Source organism: Saccharospirillum sp. (assembly GCF_039982735.1).
GTDB lineage: Bacteria > Pseudomonadota > Gammaproteobacteria > Pseudomonadales > Natronospirillaceae > Saccharospirillum.
Genome location: NZ_JBDWXV010000010.1, coordinates 179,759 through 198,793, shown reverse-complemented (window position 1 = coordinate 198,793; position 19,035 = coordinate 179,759). Strand labels below are relative to the sequence as shown.

General features: G+C 55.9%; 14 protein-coding genes. 9 read left to right on the top strand and 5 right to left on the bottom strand.

All coding sequences use genetic code 11. The features are described 5' to 3' along the window. Positions 1-87 precede the first annotated feature (87 nt). The 4 genes from ABJT94_RS07735 to ABJT94_RS07720 all read left to right on the top strand — a co-directional run bounded on the left by ABJT94_RS07735 (position 88) and on the right by ABJT94_RS07720 (position 4,834). Positions 88-1,638 (top strand): diguanylate cyclase, encoded by a 1,551-nt coding sequence (locus ABJT94_RS07735; RefSeq protein WP_348476394.1) that lies wholly within the window; start codon positions 88-90, stop codon positions 1,636-1,638. 63 nt (positions 1,639-1,701) lie between these two features. Continuing rightward, the gene (locus ABJT94_RS07730) at positions 1,702-2,706 is read left to right on the top strand and encodes a 2-dehydropantoate 2-reductase (RefSeq protein WP_348476370.1); all 1,005 of its coding nucleotides are present in this window, start codon (positions 1,702-1,704) and stop codon (positions 2,704-2,706) included. Between the two features lie 184 nt (positions 2,707-2,890). Further along, the gene (locus tag ABJT94_RS07725) at positions 2,891-3,637 is read left to right on the top strand and encodes an NYN domain-containing protein (protein ID WP_348476371.1); all 747 of its coding nucleotides are present in this window, start codon (positions 2,891-2,893) and stop codon (positions 3,635-3,637) included. Between the two features lie 138 nt (positions 3,638-3,775). Continuing rightward, positions 3,776-4,834 (top strand): nuclease-related domain-containing protein, encoded by a 1,059-nt coding sequence (locus ABJT94_RS07720; RefSeq protein ID WP_348476372.1) that lies wholly within the window; start codon positions 3,776-3,778, stop codon positions 4,832-4,834. 229 nt (positions 4,835-5,063) lie between these two features. Here the strand turns inward: ABJT94_RS07720 and ABJT94_RS07715 are convergent, their stop codons facing one another. The 5 genes from ABJT94_RS07715 to ABJT94_RS07695 form a co-directional block, all read right to left on the bottom strand. After that, a complete protein-coding gene (locus tag ABJT94_RS07715; RefSeq protein ID WP_348476373.1) occupies positions 5,064-7,436 on the bottom strand; it encodes a DUF748 domain-containing protein in 2,373 nt (790 codons plus the stop codon). Between the two features lie 114 nt (positions 7,437-7,550). Continuing rightward, positions 7,551-8,249 carry a GNA1162 family protein gene (locus ABJT94_RS07710; RefSeq protein WP_348476374.1) on the bottom strand — a complete coding sequence of 233 codons (699 nt, stop codon included), beginning with the start codon at positions 8,247-8,249 and terminating at the stop codon, positions 7,551-7,553. 1 nt (position 8,250) lies between these two features. After that, positions 8,251-8,595 carry a DUF4810 domain-containing protein gene (locus ABJT94_RS07705; protein ID WP_348476375.1) on the bottom strand — a complete coding sequence of 115 codons (345 nt, stop codon included), beginning with the start codon at positions 8,593-8,595 and terminating at the stop codon, positions 8,251-8,253. Next, complete coding sequence (locus tag ABJT94_RS07700; protein ID WP_348476376.1) at positions 8,588-8,911, bottom strand: hypothetical protein; 324 nt, start codon at positions 8,909-8,911, stop codon at positions 8,588-8,590. The genes ABJT94_RS07705 and ABJT94_RS07700 overlap by 8 nt, the downstream gene beginning before the upstream one ends. Then, a complete protein-coding gene (locus ABJT94_RS07695; protein WP_348476377.1) occupies positions 8,908-9,867 on the bottom strand; it encodes a CsgG/HfaB family protein in 960 nt (319 codons plus the stop codon). The genes ABJT94_RS07700 and ABJT94_RS07695 overlap by 4 nt, the downstream gene beginning before the upstream one ends. Before the next feature lie 168 nt (positions 9,868-10,035). Here ABJT94_RS07695 and ABJT94_RS07690 point away from each other — a divergent pair, with 168 nt between their 5' ends. The 5 genes from ABJT94_RS07690 (at position 10,036) to ABJT94_RS07670 (ending at position 18,951) form a co-directional block, all read left to right on the top strand. Continuing rightward, positions 10,036-10,839, top strand: coding sequence for a restriction endonuclease PLD domain-containing protein (locus ABJT94_RS07690; protein ID WP_348476378.1), 804 nt, complete (start codon positions 10,036-10,038; stop codon positions 10,837-10,839). A gap of 293 nt (positions 10,840-11,132) precedes the next feature. After that, positions 11,133-13,634: an N-6 DNA methylase gene (locus ABJT94_RS07685; protein WP_348476379.1), complete on the top strand. Its 2,502-nt coding sequence runs from the start codon at positions 11,133-11,135 to the stop codon at positions 13,632-13,634. Further along, positions 13,627-14,925: a restriction endonuclease subunit S gene (locus ABJT94_RS07680; RefSeq protein WP_348476380.1), complete on the top strand. Its 1,299-nt coding sequence runs from the start codon at positions 13,627-13,629 to the stop codon at positions 14,923-14,925. The genes ABJT94_RS07685 and ABJT94_RS07680 overlap by 8 nt, the downstream gene beginning before the upstream one ends. 13 nt (positions 14,926-14,938) lie before the next feature. Further along, positions 14,939-18,259, top strand: a complete 3,321-nt coding sequence (locus tag ABJT94_RS07675) for a type I restriction endonuclease subunit R (RefSeq protein ID WP_348476381.1) — start codon at positions 14,939-14,941, stop codon at positions 18,257-18,259. Continuing rightward, complete coding sequence (locus ABJT94_RS07670) at positions 18,256-18,951, top strand: SprT family zinc-dependent metalloprotease (protein WP_348476383.1); 696 nt, start codon at positions 18,256-18,258, stop codon at positions 18,949-18,951. The genes ABJT94_RS07675 and ABJT94_RS07670 overlap by 4 nt, the downstream gene beginning before the upstream one ends. The last annotated feature ends 84 nt before the right edge of the window (positions 18,952-19,035 follow it).

Here is a 19,035-nt window from a genome sequence, read left to right as displayed (position 1 = left end):
CTTAAGCGCTAGAGGGGCCACCTACCTGTATGGGCTTTTCCCGCCGGGCATGGTTAAATGCAGGTAAATCTATCGTCTTTGCTTCTCATGCATTGGTTTGCCACCCTTAATCTGATCGGAACTGCACTGCTGCTCCTGCTGGCCTCCTTCACCGGGCAACGGCCAGAGAGCCGCAAGAATGTTGGTTTCATCTTGCTGTTATTGGCCATGGCCACTTACAGCCTGGCGCTGGCGTTTGAATCGCTCGCGAGCGACCTGAGCGGTGCCTGGCTCTGGAATCGCATCCAGTATCTGAGCATCCCCTTTCTGCCGGCCCTGATGTTCCTGGTTGTGGGCCGCTACGTCGGCTTGCCGTTCCAGCGCCCCTGGCTGAAAGCGGTGCTGATTGGGTCTTTCGGGTTTTCCTTGCTGATTACCCTGCTGCACTGGTCGAGCCCCTGGCATGACCTCTATTATCGGAACATAGCGTTCACTGTGGTGGATGATGTTGCCGCAGTCAGTTTTACCCCCGGTCTGTTTTACCATTTGTTCGATGTGTTTTACCTCTCCAATGCCGCTATCGCTTTGGTGTTGGTCGGGCGTCGTGCCTTCCAAGTGTATGGCTTGTTCAGAACGCAGGCCGTCGCCGTTTTCATTGGCATTATCATTCCCTGGGTGTTTGCTCTGGTGGGGGATTTCGCCTCACTGCCAACAGAACTCGATATCGTTCCGCTGGCCTTTGTGCCCAGCGCGCTGGTGTTGGGGTTTGGGGTACTTAACTGGGGGTTGCTGGGCCTGGAACCCATCGTCATGCGTACGGTATTTGGCGCTATTCCTTCGGGTTGCATCATTGTCGATCACAACCGTCGACTGCTCGATTGTAATGTTGCGGCGCAACAGATGTTTCCCGGGTTAACCCAACTGAAAACCGGTGAATCGATTGACGCCATTTACGACGACTTGCCCGGATTTGGCGCCGTACTCGAAGCATTGAATGATCGGGACCACTGGCTGATATGGTCGCCCGACAACCGAACCCATTACCGCGTGCAACTGACCTGGCTGGAACAGCACCAGATGCATCTGGGCTACCTGATTCTGATACAGGACGAAACCCAACAAGTCACTGCCGAAGCCTTATTGCGCGAACGCGCCGAACTGGATGGGCTGACTGGTGTATTGAACCGAAGCAGTTTCGATGAGCATTTGAACCGGGCAGTGGAAGACAATGCCCGGGCCGGTACCAGCCTGGCGTTGATCCTGTTCGACCTCGATCACTTCAAGGCATTGAACGATACCCGGGGGCACCAGGCGGGCGATGAAGTGCTTAAAACCGTCGCCCGGTGTGCCTACGACCTAAGCCGGCACGGAGACAGTGTGGCTCGCTACGGCGGAGAAGAGTTTGCGCTGATCCTGCCAAAAACGAACCTGGCTGGCGCCCGGGCAATTGCCGAACGGCTGCGGGAAGTCATCGCTCACGATACCCCGGTGACGGCCAGTCTGGGCATCGCGCTAACCGATAGCGAGAATGGGCAGAGCCCGGCAGAGCTGGTTCATAATGCTGACCAGGCACTGTACAGAGCCAAACGCTCAGGACGTAACACAGTAGAGGTAGCAGACATTTCCGCCACCGGCGTTGCCGCCGCTGGCGCTGAGTAACAGGCGCTGAGCGACGAGACCTTTCGTGTGCTTCACATCACTCAATGAGATAAGGGAGGCGTTGTGAAAATCTGTATATACGGTTTGGGAGCCATTGGCGGCCTTTTCGCTGCCAGGCTAAGCGAAAGCGGCCACGAGGTTAGCGCCGTCGCCCGGGGCGAAACGCTCGCGGCCGTCGCCCAACACGGGTTAACGCTGTACAAACAGGGCAGCGTTACCGAGATTGATCGGCGCGTACCGTTACGGGTAACGGACGACCCTGCCGAACTCGGCCCGCAAGACTGGATCATCATCACCGTGAAAAGCACGGCTCTGCCTGCCATCGCGGAACAAATCGCACCGCTGCTTGGAGCCGAGACACGGGTGCTGTCGGCGATGAACGGTGTGCCCTGGTGGTTCTTCTCTGGCCTGCCGGAAGCACCGGGCCACATCGCGTTACCGTCGGTCGATCCGGGCAGAAAGGTATCCGCTGCGATCGATGCCAGCCGGGTGATCGGCTGCGTCACTTATCTATCGGCTTCATCGCCGGCGCCCGGGAGCGTGAGCCCCATTGAAGACCGTAAAATCATCGTTGGCGATGCCGTGGGCAAGCAGACGGACCCCGCTCTAGCGATTGGCAGGGCATTGCGCGACGCCGGGTTCGACGTAACAGACTCCGACCACATTCAGCGCGACATCTGGTTCAAGCTCTGGGGCAACATGACGGTGAACCCGATATCCGCCATCGCCGGCGCCACCGGAGACCGGATTCTGAGTGACGAATACGTCAGGGCGTTTATGTCCCGCGCCATGCGGGAATCGGCCGCGGTAGGCGCCAAAATTGGCATTGCCATCGACGATGACCCCGAATCCCGTCATGCGTTAACAGCACAGCTGGGCGCGTTTAAAACGTCCATGCTGCAGGATGTGGAAGCCAACAAACCGATCGAACTCGACGCCCTGGTGGGCGCGGTACTGGACATCGCCCGGGCCGTAAACGTCGACGTGCCCAACATCGAAACCCTGTTCGGTCTGGCCCGGCTGTTTGCCCGGCAACGAGGGCTCTATCCGGAAGCCTTCGGCGAATGAAGCCAGTGGTCTGGGCGGTTCCACGCTCAGACCACCGATGCTTACCCTCTTTGACCACCCGCCACGGCTTAAGCCCTAACCGGTATTACTCCCTTCTGTAGAATGAACCCTTTTATGGGTATTCAGTAAGCCGCCAGCCCGTTATGCTCAGGCCTGTCTAATTCATTCAGGAAGGGTGGGTATTATGGCGCTCAACCAAAATATCGCACTATTGATTGATTGCGATAACGTCAGCCACAGAGCCATTGAGGGCGTGTTGGAAGAGCTTGCCAAATACGGCAAGGTAAACGTCCGCCACGCCCACGGCGACTGGAACAACCCGGCCATGAAAGGCTGGATCGAAAAGGTTCACCCCAACGCCATTCGCCCGATTCAGCAATTCGCCCTCACCAAAGGCAAAAACGCCACCGACGCCTCCATGATCATCGATGCGATGGACCTATTGTATGGTGACAATGTGAATGCCTTTGCACTGATGACGAGCGACAGCGATTTCACGCCCCTAGTCATGCGCCTGCTGGAGAGTGGATTCACGGTATACGGCTTTGGCGAGCGGAAAACGCCTCAGCCTTTTGTAGATGCCTGCTCTCAGTTCATCTACACCGAAAACCTGGAGGTTGCAGAGCAGCCTGAAGAAAACGCCGTTACCAAGACCGAAGCGCCGCACCCAACGCCGAAGAAGCTCAGCAGAAATGAGCTGAGAATGAATACTGCTCTTGTGCGGCTGTTGAGAACAGCCGTTGAGCAGACCTCTGACGAAGAGGGCTGGGCGCATCTGGGTGCTGTTGGCGCCTATATCTCCAACAACAGCTCGTTTTCACCCATTAATTATGGGTATAAGAAGTTAAGTGATTTGGTGAAGGCTTCGGAGTTGTTTGAGGTGCAGACTCACAACAAGGCTGTTCATATTCGTGACAATCGAGCGAAATGAAGTCATCTTTGATGCCTATCTGAAGGGTATTTTCGAATAGTCATTACTGGCATCGAGTTTCAAGACTTTTATTGTTCTAGTTGTTATGCAAAGTTGCTAATCTGTCCTATTACTCCACGCATTTGGGTATAAGCAAGCATGAAAGCGGCAAAACAGACGGACCCGATTGACCAAAGACTTGCTGAGTTGGAAGAAATTCACGCGCATGCAAGCAAAAGAGACAAACGTATCGCCAATCAGGTCAAAGGCGATATTCTTAAATTGAAGGCAGGGCACTCTGCAGAGAAGAACGCAGCATACATGCTCGACAAGTTATTTCTGGAAGCCAAATACAACATCTTGCTGCATGACCTTCGCCTGGAATCCGATGGGGATGTTGCCCAGATTGATCACCTGTTTTTAAACCGTTTTGGTTTCGTTAGGTTATACGAGACCAAATCATTTTCGACTGGGATGAAGATAGATGACGCGGGTGTTTTTTGGCGATGGGATGGCTATGGCAAACAATACATCGAGATCCCCTCACCCATACTGCAATCTCAACGGCATGAAGTCACCCTAAAGCAAGCACTGAAAACACTCGGCTATGATGCTCTGTCTTTTAGCCATTATGTATTGGTCGACTATAAGGCTAGGTTGATAAAACCGAATGATGCCAATTTCGACAGAGTTTGCCGACCAGACAGGCTAGAGGAAGTGTTTAAGAAAGAGGAGAATAAATCCGTCAGCCTGAATGAAATGGGTATTCTGGTGAAAGCTATGGGCCGCTTGATCAGCGGTAATGGATTAACGTCGCAACAAGTGCTGGACACGGGAAAAAAGCTCGCCGAGTTGCACAAACCTTTGAAGATGGATGTTTGGTCCAGGTATGGGCTGAAAAGGCCAAATAGAGAACCACTATCCTCGAAAAACACAGTGTCTCAAGAAAAAGGTATCACTGAAAAACCCAAGAAGAATGAAGCCGAGGTAAAAGAGCATTTATCTTCATCCAAGGCGGCAAGGCGATTAAAGCTAAGCACTCTTGAGTTCCTAACCAAAGCAGAGAGCTTTGGTCTGGTGATAAAAGAAGGAGAGGCATATGTCGCGACTGAGAAAGCCCAGAAGCTCGGAGTCGAAAACAAGGTCTTTCGGAACATCCCCTACGTTTCATGGCCTGTGCCAATAATTGATAAGGTTGGTGGTACGGTGACCACTTAGAAGGATGTCTAATAAAGGAGGTATAGCGCAACGAGATTGCCAACTCCCTCCAAACGGCGTGAAACTGCTCGACCGCCCCGCAGCCGATGGCCAGGGCCGAAGCCAGGCTAGGCCAGTGTTCGCGTTCTCACCAGCACCTACACTGGCGCTTGATCTTAAGCGCTAACGTGCAATGGACACGTCAAAACCGCCCTTCATTCAACTTGCCCTGTGATGGCTGACCCCATACTCATTCGCTCCCATCCGTAGTGATACCGACCTCCATAACAATGTGTTCACCCTCTACGGATTCGATCTCTTCCGGGTCCAGAATACGCACTCGATCTCTTGTTATTCGGGTATCCGGGTTTGAGTCGGCCAGGGCATCTCGCACAGCGATTGCGCGGGCGTTGGCGAGACCTATTAAGTCAGTGTCTGTGACAGATTGTGCGGCGATGATCCGTTCGCCCAGGTGGTTGCGATAAGCCAGGCCGTCAAAGGTAGCCTCTTCATTAGTGGAATCATTCTGAGATATAACGAAGCGTTCTTGCACGGCCTCCAGGCCTATCTCCGGGTAACGGTTGCTGAACATTGTTTCCACAATGTCCTGGTTTGACTCGGCCGTCAGGCTTGGGTCGGCAGCATCCCGGTTCGCTTCATTCAGATGTTGCCGCAAAGTCGCAATGGCTTTCTCCCGTTGCAGTGCCGGGCCATCGAAACGTCGGCTGAAGGGGCCTGCAAGTTCGAGAATCAGTGCCGGGCGCTGGTTGAGAGCCTCGCGGAGTGTGTCGATGCGCGCGCGCTGGGGAGGAAGGAGTTCGGCGCGGGCTTGCGAGTATTCTATGTTGCCAAGATCTTCCGAATCAGAGCCGATGAGGTTTGCCAGAAAAATGGCTGGCGATTGGACGACAGACATAACAGCCTCTCCCAGTGCCTGTCGGAAAATATCGGCGAAGTCGAATTCAGGGTCGCCAACATCCCCGGTTATGGAGAATGCCAGGTCAATGACGCCTTCGTTGTCCTCAAGCAGGGCAATGGCGAGGTCTAACGGTAGGTCCATGGCATTGCCGGTGTCCTTCTTTTCGCCGAGCCTCAGGTTGTGGAGCACCAGGTTGTTGCTTCCGTCGAGTTGCTTGTCTCGGATCGTATAGCCTAGATCCAGGTCCATGGTGCCGTCCGCGATCTTACGGCCGGCGAAGCGCACGGTGTAGGGGGAGTATTCGGGGATCTGAAGGTTGCGAAAGGTCAGTTGTATGTTGGTTTCTCGCGTAGGTTGCCAGGCGTGAACACTGCCTTCAACTCGCACCAGCCCATACTCTGCGATCTGGCCTTCCAGCGCCACATCCGCCGGCACGGTTGAGGTAGAACTCAGGGTCGATACGTCGCCACTCAAGGTGTGAATGCTCGTCGAGAACGGCAGCGCCAGGGAATTGTCGGTAAATTGAAAAGCCCCGTCGCTGAGCTCAATGCCTTCAATGGTCGTGTTAAACGAGGCTGGTTCTTTACCCGTGTTTTCGTCTTTACTCGCGCTGTCGCCATCTTCCCCATCGTCGACCGGAGGGGATGCCATGAGCCGCGCGAAGTTGGTGGACCGGTCTTCGTGGATGACGACCAGTCCGGACAAACCGTCGAGGGCAAGGGGGCCAGTCTCAAGCTGCCTATCTGCGAAGCTCAGGTCGAGCTGGTCAGCACGAAGGCTTTGCCACCCGATGAGCGGTTCGTCATTGGAGCCATCTTTGATGTGCAATGAAGCAATGCCGGCGGAGCCCTGAAAAGCAAAGGGTTGCTGTGCATCGGTGTTCATTTGCCCGCTCACGTTAAGCCTCCCGGTATCGATTCGCACGTTTATGAGCTGGCGCAGGTAGGGTTCGGCCTGTATCAGAGCCAGTTCATCAATGCTGGCTTTGCCATCCAATGCGACGCTTGGCAGAAGCTGAAGTGTGCCGTCGAAGGCGAGCTTGCCGCCTTGGGTAAACGTTCCGTTCATACGTGCTGGGAATCGGGTGCCGTCCTGAAGTGCGAGCTCTTCGACGGAGAGCTCGATATCCTGCAAGGCAAGTGATACCGGGTTTGGTTCGTCAGTGGTCGCATCCGGTAGGTTGTCTGCGAAGCGCAAAATACCGCCCGCTACACGCAGTTCGGCGATTCGCAACGCGGGTAGTTGCGCGGGCTCGTCGTCAACGGAGCGCTGGTCAGAGCGTGCTGCGTTCAGGCGGGAGAGGCGGGTTTCGCCCGAGTTTAAGCGCTCTTCGTGAATAACCGGTTGGTCGAGGTGGACGGTCTGAAAGGTCCAGGCTCTGTTGACGATGCTCGCCCAGGTGAGATCAAGAAGCAGCCGGTTCCACTCGATCAATTGTCGGTTGTCTGTGTCGTCCAGCGTGAGCCCATCGACGCGGAGCGTTAACGTGTAGGGGTTGGCGTGTACCGCCTCTATGCGAAGCGCTCGCCCAAAGTCTTCCCGGGCAATGTTCACGGCGTGGTACTGGACGAGCCAGGGTAGGCCAAAAAAACCCAGGAAGGAGTACAGAATGACCAGTGCCAGCAGCCAGAACCGAATCCGTCGCGGGGATACCCAGTGTGTTCGTAAATAGCCGCCGAACGGGCGGAGCGAGCCATGGCTCATCAGTCCCTATCCTTTGAAGTGATTAAAGATACAGAGGGTAGGCCTGTCTGTGCTCAGTGTCACCACTTCCTAAGGCTAATTCTGAGTACTGCCGGAGCGTTGTTTACCTCGACGTCACTGTTCTGGTTGAGTTGTCTCAGCGCCATTCTCTTCAAGAGCCGTGTAGTACTCATCATACCCAGGAAGATACGGGCCTGGCGGAATCCTCGTATAATCGGTGTAGAACACTTCGTAGTTTGCCTGGCGAGTCAGTGGCAAGTAATTGGGTGCCGCTCGTTCAACGGCTGCAGTAATCGCCGCGGACAGTAACATGGCCATAGCGCTGCCCGAGTTGTTGCCATTATCGGGGGTGTAGGTCAGTTTTTTTCTGGCATTCCACAGTGCGTTTCCTTGTGCGTCGGCAATGCGATATTCAAAATCGACCACGGTCGTCGTGGCGATCACCGCGTACTGGGATGTCCACTGGTGTATGGTCAGGTAGAGCACGGCATCAGCACCGAACAGTGACGACAACTCAGCCGTGGGCAGTTGGTGAATTTCAGAAGGCTCATACAGCCCTTCATATTCCAACAATGTCTTCACGGTATTAACCGGAAAAACATAATACCCTTTTTCAGCGAGCACTCTGGGCAAGGTAGTCAGCACAGAAGTCGGTGCCAGCACATCGACGGAATGGTTGACGACAGGCACCACGAGAATGGAACGTGGTTTTTCCTCATGGTACCGGGAGAAATCATAAGCACTTGGCGTGACACAACCGGCTAACAAAAAAACTGCAACGGCTGATAAGACCAGTAAGTTCAACGGCCGCATGTCAGTTGTTCTCCAGGTTTTGGATCAGAATGCCCATCATTGGCCGGCTTTCCGGCCAGGTGTCGAATTCCATTTGATAGAACTTAATCGCAGACTCTTCGTCACCTGCCAGTAAATAAAAGGTTCCGGCCTCGGCGAGCAAGCCGGGGGCCGGTGTTTCACCACGTTGGTCAATTTCAGACACAAACTCGATGTGGTTGGTGGCCGCTTCTTCCTGAGCATCGGCCTCATGGTAGTAGTTGAACAAGTCCTGCTCGTAGTTGCCCCAGTTATACAAACCAGATTGCGTGGCACAACCGGTAAGGCTCAGTATGAGAGTTGCTGACACCAGCAGTGCCTTATTCATAGGAAACCACTTTTATAACGCGTGTTGACGAGGCACCCAGAAACACGGTTGTGGAAAAGATAACACCAGAGGCTCCCTCTACCTCGATAAGGTGTGTGCCTTCCACCAGGCGTAACGTGGCTTCGTCGACCAGATATTGGCTCATTAAGCCATAGGAAATGCCATCGACGAAGACGGTGTAGTCAGTGGGTTCGCCCGGCAGCTTCTCATCGAACGCAACGCGCGGGCGGTTGTCAACCGTTGTGGTGGTTTGTGTGGGGCTTTGAACGCACGCCGTCAGCCCGATGGTGATGGTAAGCAGCAGTATCCACTTCATGATTGCACCTCCCGAACTTCCAGTGTGTCGATGTCTAAGCCGTCGATGGAGCCGCCGGTAATTTCACCGAAAGACCCTTCCTCAAGTTCGGTGTCACCAAAGGTACCTAAAACCCTAAGGTCAGCCACTTTTTGGCCAGGTAAGGTAATGGTTGACCCGGTGGTCGACGACTTTACCTGCCGGCCTTTCTTGAAGACCGCAAACTGCATGCCTGGCTGAATGCCCTGGCTCTCACCGCCACTGAAATAGACCAGGCCATCTTCGACCGTCAGTACATCGGCCGTCCACACTTTGGTCAGCATCAGCTGGGTCATTTCTTCTACAGCGGCATTTACCGCAGCACCAATGGCCTGGTCATTCAAGCTGCCGTCGTAACTCGCCACCGAGCCAAAACCCATGGTGGTGGAGCTTTCAATAGACGACGACCCGGTTCCGCTGACCGAGTCCAGTACTTGGCCGGTAGCTGTATCCACCAGACGAAGATCGATGGTTGCCGTCGCTTCCTGAGTTTTCGAGTTGGACAGAAACCCCGACTCCCCGGTCGTGGAGCGACCGAATTCTGTCAGCGAACCGATCACCAGGGTATCAACCCCAATGATGTTGACTTCGGTACCCGTCAGCTCCGCTTCGTTTTGCAGCAAGGAAATATCGGGCCGTTCAAACACCAAGTAGTTGCCACTGTTGATGAGGGATTGCACGAACATATCCGTCACTTTCAGCGAGACACTGTCGTCCGACGTGCTGCTGAGCAGACTTTTGCCATACGTCGTTTCATTCGAGAGGCGACCGACAGCAATCTTGCGTTTCAGCGCCAACTGCACAGTGGCTTGCTGCGCTTCCTGAGCCGCCCGTTGTTGTTCGGGAGACACGGACGACTCGTTGTCCGCCATTTGAGGCGTTTGGGTCGCACAAGCGACAAGCAAAAATGGAGCAGTCCATTTGATAAGGTTTTTCATTCGCTATCCTTAAGAAGCCAATCTAGAGCATAGATGACAGAGTGCTGACACCCGATCAGTTTCCGCCTTTTGTGATAACCATGCAAATAAGCGGTGTCGTTTGCGCCCCTCTGGCATCCCCACCCAAACCATGCGAACCTGGTCAAAGCTGTAACCGGGAACCCCAACATGGATGAACTCTACCAGGGCCTCTACGACCTTCTGGCAACCGAGGACCTTCACCAGCAAGTGGACGACACCCTGCTGGAAGCCACCTTCGAGAAGATCAGCGAAGCGAACCTGCCGGAGCGTCTGGCCACGGCGGTAGCCGAGCACTTACTGGCGCGTTTAAAAGACATCAAGGCCACAAAAACCAGTAAGAAAGCCGAAGAGCAACTGGCCTGGGTCAACCAACTGCTGGCCTCCCTGCAGCAACCCCCAATGCCCGGCAATATCATCCAATTCGAACCCCAGGCTCTGCGTTCGCTCCACCCAAAGGGGCTCAAGCCCGAACTCCCAACCATCGGCCTGGCCCAGCCCTGGCTGTTCACCGCCGGCAAGGATTCCCCGGCGTTGCTGCACGAACTGCAGGCCGAGCTGAACAGCTGCAACCATGTCGATATTCTGGTGAGTTTCATCACCGTATCCGGTGTGCGCAAGCTGCTCGACCGCCTGAAGGCCATTACCGCGACCGATGGCCAGGGACGCAGCCAGGCCAGTGTGCGCGTGCTCACCACCACCTACACCGGCGCGACCGACCAGAAAGCCCTGAACCAGTTGGCCGAGCTACCGAACTGCGAAGTGCGGGTCTCGCTGGATGGTCGGCGCACCCGGCTGCACGCCAAAGCCTGGCTGTTCGAACGGGATACCGGTTTTGGCTCGGCCTATGTGGGCAGTGCCAATTTCTCCGGTGCGGCGCTGATGGGCGGGCTGGAATGGACGGTGAAGTTCACCCAGCATGGCCAGCCCGATCTGGTTGGCCGGGCGATATAGGGCTCCTGGGCCGACTCAGTTGTTCAGTGGCCAGGGTGGAAGCCGATGAGTAGAATGCTGGGGTTTAGGCTGAATGGCCTACGCGGTTTTTAAGGGGTTTAGTGCTATGCGGGCGGCATAAAATGTCAATATGGAAGCCAGCCGTGGCTAACTAGGACCGTATTGTTTCAAGGACCTTCGTTGACTCCGCCCACGCAAGCGCCGCCATCTGTTCCGAGAGTTCTCATAAAATCCGCTCACATTTGCACCCAGGTGTTACGATTGGAAAAAATGAGCATCTATCAGGACGTTACATGCCCCTAACCCTTACTCAACTCGAACGACACTTATTCAACGCCGCAGACATTCTTCGCGGCAAGATGGACGCCTCGGAATTTAAGGAATACATCTTCGGTATGCTATTCCTCAAGCGCTGCTCAGATGTGTTCGAAGAGCGCCGCGAGCAGGTGATTGCTGACCAAATAGCCAAAGGCAAGTCCGAGCAAGAAGCCAATGAAATCGCCGAAAACCGGCTCTGGTACAAAAATTCCTTCTATGTGCCCGAAAACTCCCGCTGGAGCCACCTGGTCAAGGAGGTGCACAAAAACGTCGGCGATGCTCTCAACATCGCCCTGGGCGGGCTGGAGCAGGGCAATACCAGTCTGCAGGATGTGTTGGAGCATATCGACTTCAACCGTAAGGTGGGCCAGAGCAAGCTGCCGGATATCAAGCTGCGTGGGCTGATCAACCACTTCAACAAGTACCGCCTGCGCGACCGGGACTTTGAATTCCCGGACCTGCTGGGCGCCGCCTACGAATACCTGATTGGCGACTTTGCCGACTCCGCCGGTAAAAAGGGCGGCGAGTTCTATACGCCCCGCCCGGTGGTGCGCATGATGGTGAGGCTGTTAAAGCCTGAGCAGAACCACAAAGTCTACGACCCCTGCTGCGGCTCGGGCGGTATGCTGATTGCCGCCAAGGAATGGATCGACGAGCATGGCGGCGAGGGCTACCGGCTGGACTGCTACGGTCAGGAAAACGCCGGCACCGTTTGGTCCATCGCCAAAATGAACATGCTGCTGCACGGCATTACCACAGCCAATTTGCAGAACGACGACACCCTGGAAAAGCCCCGTCATACTGTGGGCGGCGAGCTGCAGCGTTTTGACCGCATCCTTACCAACCCACCATTTAGCATCAATTTCGGCAGCAAGGACGAAGACGAAACCGGCCAGCTGGTGTTCCAGCCCCTGCACCGCGAGCGCTTCCAGTACGGCGAGGTGCCCCTTGGCAGCAAAAAGGCGGACCTGATGTTCCTGCAGCATATGCTGGCCGTGTGCGCGCCCGGCGGCATGGTGGCCACGGTACTGCCCCACGGCGTGCTGTTTCGCGGTGGCGACGAACAGCGCATCCGCGCCGGCATTGTTGAGCACGATCTGCTGGAGGCGGTGATTGGCCTGCCGCCCAACCTGTTTTACGGCACCGGCATTCCCGCCTGCATACTGGTGCTGCGCCAGCGCGTTAGCGAGGGCGCCCAGCAAGTGAGCAGCAAGCACCCCAACAACCAGGGCAAAACCCTGTTTATCAACGCCGACCGGGAATACTTTGAAGGCCGGGCGCAAAACTACCTGATGCCCGAGCACATCGAAAAAATCGCCGCCGTCTACGAGGCCTTTGCCGCAGGCGAGGGGCGGAACATCCCCGGCTTTGCCAGCATCATCAGCACCGATACCCTGCGCGAAAACGGCTACAACCTGAACATCCGCCGCTACGCGGACAACGCCCCGCCGCCGGAGCCCCACGACGTACACGCCCACCTGGTGGGCGGCATACCCGAGGCGGAAATTGCAACCAAGCTGCCCCTGCTTCAGGCCCAGGGTCTGGACCCTGAGGACCTGTTCCAGCCCAAACCCAATGACCCTGGCTACCAGCTCTTTCACGACCAGTTAAGCAAAAAAGCGGACATCAAACCCGCCATTGAGCAAAACGCCGGGGTGCAGGCCCAGGAGCAGGCCCTGCGCCACGCCTTCAACCACTGGTGGCAAAACCACAGCCAGAGCATTACCGCCCTGGCCAAACATAGGGAATACGCCGCCCTGCGCCAAGAGCTGCTGAACAGCTTTAGCGAAAGCCTGAAACCCATCGGTCTGCTGGATGACTTTCAAATCAGCGGCATGATCGCCGGCTTCTGGCACCAACAAAAGTACGACTTTTTAACCCTAATGGCCCGCGACAGCCGCGGCGTGGTCGACGCCTGGCGCACCAGCATCCTCACCGCCATGGAAGATAAAAACAACAAAGACGACCCGCTGGAACACAAACTGGTGAAGTTTTTATTAAACGGCTTTCTGGAAGAGCTGCAACAACTGGATAACCGCAAAGCCGAACTGGACACCCAAATCAAAGCGGCCGAAGAGCAACTGCCTAAAACCTGCGACGATGATGACGAAAGCGATAACGAGCCACTGAGCGAAGCGGAGATCGCCGCGCTGGAAAAACAGATCAAAACCTGGAAACAACAGCGCACCGCCAACGCGAAAAAGCTCAAGGAAAAGCAGGCCGCCCTGCCGGATGAGTTGAATACCAGTGTGGACGCTCTGGACGATGCCCAGGCCGCCGAGCTACTGCTCAATATCCTCCACAACGATATGCACACCATCGTCGTGCGCTATATCAGTGGCCAGCGCCAGCAGGTGATCGCCGCCGTGGAAAACTGGTGGGATAAATATCAGGTGACGCTGACCGAGATTGAAAAAGAGCGGGATCAGGCGGCGAAGCAACTGGCTGGTTTTTTGGAGGGTTTGGGGTATGTCTGATGCGAAACCGACTTGGACTGAGACGACCCTGGAACAAGTTTCCTCGGCGATCACTAGCGGCGGGACTCCTACATCCGGAGATAAAAGATATTACGTTGAGGCGGACGGCTATCCATTTGCCAAGACCGAGGATTTGAGCAGGTCAAGCTCAAAATATTTATCTGAGTGCGAGCTAAAGGTTACTGATCTTGCTTTAAAGAACTCCTCCGCAAAGCTATACCCTGCCGGCACCGTTCTTGTGTCAATGTATGGGACTATCGGGCTGCCCAAAGTAACTAGCATTGAGCTAGCGGCCAATCAGGCACTCTGCGCTCTAATGCCACCATTTTCATGTGATGTGAATTTTCTATATCACACCCTTTGCTTTATTAGGCCAGAGTGGTTAAAGGATTCAGGTCAAACCACGCAAGCCAATATCAGTGGACGAGCGGTCAAGAAACGGGTTCTTCAACTTCCGCCTCGCGGGGAACAGAAAACTATTGCCAATATCCTCGACACCCTGGACACCCAAATCCGCCAAACCGAGGCCATTATCGCCAAGCTGCAGCAGGTCAAACAGGGCCTGCTGCACGATCTGCTGACGCGCGGCATCGACGCCAACGGCCAACTCCGCCCACCCCGCGACCAAGCTCCCGAACTCTATAAGGAATCGCCGCTGGGGTGGATTCCGAGGGAGTGGGATGTAAAAAAACTTTCCGATGTTTCGAACAAGATTAGTGACGGTGTCCACTATGCTGTTGAACGCAGTGAGGAGGGTGTTCCCTTCCTTTTTGTATCTTGTATTAGAAACGGCTATATCGACTGGAACAAAGCCGCATTTACCACAGAAAAAACGTTTAATGAGATATCTAAAAGAAGTCGCCCGCATCGGGGCATGGTCTTATTCACTGTAGTAGGATCGTACGGCCATGCGGCGTACGTCGATCGCGATATGAATTTCGGCTTTGAGCGAAATATTGCATACATATCACCGGATGAAGAGCAGATTAACAGCGAGTATCTGTTCCATTGGATGTCATCCGACTTTGTCATGAGGCAAACGGAGAAAGTTGTAATTGGAAATGCGCAGAAAGTGTTAACTCTGAATGAGCTGAAAGGTCTGTACTTGAAGCGGCCATCGCCAAGTGAACAAAGTCTCATCTGCACATTCGGTTATCAGCAAAGTACAAGGCTTGATGATGAGAGATCCCTGCTTGATAAACTCAAAAAACAAAAGTCCGGCCTAATGGACGATCTCCTAACCGGCCGCGTCCGCGTCAATTCTTTAATCAACACCGCCAAAGCCAGCTAACAGGAGTTTGTTTATGGGCCCGGAGTTACAGTACAGCGAACAGCCCTTAATCGACCAGTTGGTGGCTATGGGCTGGACCTTTACCACCGGCAGCCCGGAAAACCCGGCGGCCACCGGGCGCAAGAGCTTTGCCGAGGTTCTGCAAACCGAAGTGCTGCGCGCCCAGTTAAAACGGATTAACACCCGCACATTGCACAGCGGCGAAAAAGCGGAATGGCTGGATGAGGAGCGCATCAGCAGTGCGGTATCCGCTCTTATCCGAATTGCCGCGCCGGGGCTGATGGAGGCCAACCAGATCGCCACGGAATTATTAATCGAAGGCTTTGTGGTGGACGGCCTGGCGGATTGGGACGGCGGGCGCTCGCGGACCATTCATTACATTGACTGGGAAAACCCGGCCAATAATCAGTTTACCGTGATTAACCAGTTCAAGGTGCAGTGCCCGCCGGGGCACGACAGCGTTAAGCAGCATGTGATTCCGGACTTGGTGCTGCTGGTCAACGGCATTCCCCTGGTGGTGATTGAATGCAAAAGCCCCACTGCCAGCTCCGCGCCGGTGAGCGAGGCCATCGACCAGTTGCGCCGTTATTCCAACCGGCGCTTTGCCCAGGGCGAGGTGGGCGATAACGAAGGGGCGCCGGCGCTGTTTAATACCAACCAGTTTATGCTGGCCACCTGTTTTGATGAGTGCCTGGTGGGCACCCTGGCTGCCGGCAGCGGTCACTACCTGCCCTGGAAAACCGTGGCAGGTATCGATAACCCCCAGCGCACCGAGGCCGAGGTGGCCGAAGCCCTGGGTGTTAAAAGCCTCTCGCCCCAGCAGCGCACCGTGGCGGGCATGTTGGATAAAGCCAACCTGCTGGATATTGTGCGCCACTTTACCCTGTTTATGACCACCGGCGGCCAGACCATCAAGCTGGTGTGCCGCTACCAGCAGTATCGCGGCGTAGTCAAAGCCATTCACCGCCTGAAAAACGGCAAAACCCGCAAACAGGACGGCGAATACGACCGCCGTGGCGGCATTGTCTGGCACACTCAGGGCTCCGGCAAAAGCCTGACCATGGTATTCGCCTTGCGCCGCATTCGCACGGACCCGGCCCTGCGCCGCTTTAAAGTGGTGGTGGTCACCGACCGCAACGACCTGCAAAAGCAGCTCTCCGGCACCGCCACCTTGAGTGGCGAGGCGGTGCAAATCGCCAAAAACAGCCAGGCCCTGAAGAACATCCTGCGCCAGGACGGGCCGGGGCTGGTGTTTGCCATGATCCAAAAATACCGGGACGAGGCCAGTAAGCTCGGTGACTTTGAGCAACTGAACAACAGCGAAGATATTCTGGTGATGGTGGACGAGGCCCACCGCACCCAGGCCGGCGACCTGCACGCCAACTTGCTGGCCAGCCTGCCCAACTGCGCACGCATCGGCTTTACCGGCACGCCGATTATCATGGGGGAGAAAAAACGCACCCACGAGATCTTCGGTGAGTTTATCGACAAGTACACCATCCGCGAGGCGGAAGCCGACGGTGCCACGGTGCCCGTGCTGTACGAAGGCCGGACGGTGCAGGGCGCGGTGAAAGACGGCAGTAGCCTGGATGAATTATTCGAAGACTTTTTTGCCGGCAAAAGCGATGAAGAGCTGGAGGCCATCAAAAAGAAATACGCCACCAAAGGCAATGTGCTGGAAGCGCCCAAGCTGATTGAAGAAAAAGCGCGGGACATGCTGCGCCACTATGTCACTTACATTCTGCCCAATGGGTTTAAGGCGCAAGTGGTGGCCTACAGTCGCCTGGCGGCGGTGCGCTACAAAGGTGCCTTTGAAAAAGCCCGCGACGAGCTGCTGGGCGAGGCCGCCTACCTGAGCCCGGACATTAAGGCTCTGGACGACGAAGAGCTGTGCCGCAAGTCCCCGAAAATGCAGGCGCTGGTGCAAGCCTGGCGTTACCGCGAACTGATTGGCCAGTTGCAGTTTGCCACCATTATCTCCGGCGATAATAACGACGGCAGTGAGTGGGCCGAACACACCGACCGCGCCGCCCAAGATCTGGCCATCGAGCGTTTCAAAAGGCCCCTATTATCGAAAGAAAAGGCACCCAAAGAAGCGGCCAGTAAAGACAATAGCGATCCGCTGGCGTTTTTGATTGTTAAATCCATGCTGCTCACCGGCTTTGATGCGCCGATTGAAGGCGTCATGTACCTGGACCGCTCCATTCGTGAGGCGGAGCTGTTGCAAACCATCGCCCGCGTCAACCGCACAGGCTTCGGCAAAACCGCAGGCATTGTGGTGGATTACTACGGCGTGGCCAACCACCTGAAAGCAGCACTGGCCGCCTACAGTGATGAGGACGTGGACGGCGCTCTGCGCAGCCTGAAAGACGAAATCCCCGCCCTGCGCGACCGCCACCTACGGGCGGTGGATGTGCTGCGCGCCCGTGGCATTGAAGACCTGAACGATATCGAAACCTGCGTGCAGACCCTGGACAGCGAGCGCCTGCGTCAGGAGTTCGGGGTCAAGGTAAAGGCCTTTATGCAGAGCCTGGACCTGGTACTGCCCCGCCCGGAGGCCTTGCCCTTTACCCAGGACGCCAAGCAACTGGCGATGATCTACGCCGCCGCCCGGCGCCGCTACCGCGATGGGCCGGTGCTGGGTAAGGACGTAGGGGCCAAGGTGCGCAAGCTGATTGACGACCATGTGATCTCCCTGGGCATCGACCCGAAAATCGCCCCGGTCAACCTCACTGACGCCAGCTTCAGCCAGCAGCTTAACCAAGTGCGCGAGCAGGTCGCCAGTTACAATGCTGACCCGGAAAAAGCCCAGAAAGCCGTGGCCTCGGAAATGGAGCACGCCATTCGCAGCCATGTGCAGCAAAAGCTGGATGAAGACCCGGTTTACTACGGCAAGCTCAGTGAGCGCTTAAAAGAAATTCTGGACGGCCTGGAAGGGCAATGGGACGAGCTGATCGCCGCGCTGCAATCCATAATCGACGAGGTGGCGAGCGGCAGCACCCTGCACGAGGCGGGCCTGCCCGATGTGCCGGAGCACTACTTGCCGTTTTACCGCATGCTGCGCGCCGCCAAATGCGGCGACGCCCAGCCGGACATGGTGGTAGAGGCAGACCTGATAACCCTCACAGAAAGCTTGGTGGAATACATCAGCCGCGAGGTAAAAACCTCCAGCTTCTGGCAACCCCACCGCCGCCCAATGCAGGAGTCGTTGGAGCAGGAATTGTTTGAGCGCATCGTCGACAGCGAGCTGCTGGATTTTAACGATGTGCCGCCGCTGGTGGATAAACTGCGCGAGCTGGCTAAGGCCAACAGCTACAAGCTGGAACAGGAATGATCGTCACCGTCGATGACCTGACGATTCCGGTGCGCGAGAGCCCGCATCGTAAGACCCTGCAACTGACCGTGGAGCGGGACAGCTCCCTGCGCCTGACCGTCCCGCCGGGTGTCGATCTAGAAACGCTTGAAGCCTTTGTGCGCAGTAAACAGCCGTGGGTGTACAAAAAACTCGCCGAAAAGGCGCTGATGCAGAAAACCATTCGCCACAAACAGTTTGTGCAGGGCGAGGGCTTTTTGTACCTGGGCCGCCATCACCGCCTGAATCTGGTGGGCGACGAGCAGGCAGAGCCGCTTAAGCTGGTCAACGGCCGCTTTCACCTGCGCCGCGACGCCTTGCCCGAAGCCCGGCAACACTTTATCCGCTGGTACAGCCTGCGCGGCAAAGCCTGGCTTTGGCAGCGCGTGCAGGACTTCGCCGCCCGCCTGGAAGTAAAACCCGCCGGTCTAAAAGTGCAGGACCTGGGCTACCGTTGGGGCTCCTGCGGCAAGGGCGATATGCTCTACTTTCACTGGAAAACCATTCTGCTACCCGCGCGCATTGCTGAATACGTGGTGGTGCACGAGTTAGTACACCTGCACGAACATAACCACTCGGCGGAATTTTGGTTGCGCCTTGAGCGCGCTATGCCGGATTATGAAGATCGCAAGCAGTGGTTGGCGGAGCACGGGATCGATGTTGAAGGGCTATAACCGGTAGTAAAGTCTAACCTGTCGGCATAGGCTGGTGGGGAGTCGAAAGGCGCCTTGAACTGATCGCCGGGCCGAAATCACACC

Coding starts and splice junctions, on each gene's coding strand:
- ABJT94_RS07735 (WP_348476394.1), top strand. CDS start 88: ATGCATTGGTTTGCCACCCTTAATCTGATCGGAACTGCACTGCTGCTC.
- ABJT94_RS07725 (WP_348476371.1), top strand. CDS start 2,891: ATGGCGCTCAACCAAAATATCGCACTATTGATTGATTGCGATAACGTC.
- ABJT94_RS07720 (WP_348476372.1), top strand. CDS start 3,776: ATGAAAGCGGCAAAACAGACGGACCCGATTGACCAAAGACTTGCTGAG.
- ABJT94_RS07715 (WP_348476373.1), bottom strand. CDS start 7,436: ATGAGCCATGGCTCGCTCCGCCCGTTCGGCGGCTATTTACGAACACAC.
- ABJT94_RS07710 (WP_348476374.1), bottom strand. CDS start 8,249: ATGCGGCCGTTGAACTTACTGGTCTTATCAGCCGTTGCAGTTTTTTTG.
- ABJT94_RS07705 (WP_348476375.1), bottom strand. CDS start 8,595: ATGAATAAGGCACTGCTGGTGTCAGCAACTCTCATACTGAGCCTTACC.
- ABJT94_RS07700 (WP_348476376.1), bottom strand. CDS start 8,911: ATGAAGTGGATACTGCTGCTTACCATCACCATCGGGCTGACGGCGTGC.
- ABJT94_RS07695 (WP_348476377.1), bottom strand. CDS start 9,867: ATGAAAAACCTTATCAAATGGACTGCTCCATTTTTGCTTGTCGCTTGT.
- ABJT94_RS07690 (WP_348476378.1), top strand. CDS start 10,036: ATGGATGAACTCTACCAGGGCCTCTACGACCTTCTGGCAACCGAGGAC.
- ABJT94_RS07685 (WP_348476379.1), top strand. CDS start 11,133: ATGCCCCTAACCCTTACTCAACTCGAACGACACTTATTCAACGCCGCA.
- ABJT94_RS07680 (WP_348476380.1), top strand. CDS start 13,627: ATGTCTGATGCGAAACCGACTTGGACTGAGACGACCCTGGAACAAGTT.
- ABJT94_RS07675 (WP_348476381.1), top strand. CDS start 14,939: ATGGGCCCGGAGTTACAGTACAGCGAACAGCCCTTAATCGACCAGTTG.
- ABJT94_RS07670 (WP_348476383.1), top strand. CDS start 18,256: ATGATCGTCACCGTCGATGACCTGACGATTCCGGTGCGCGAGAGCCCG.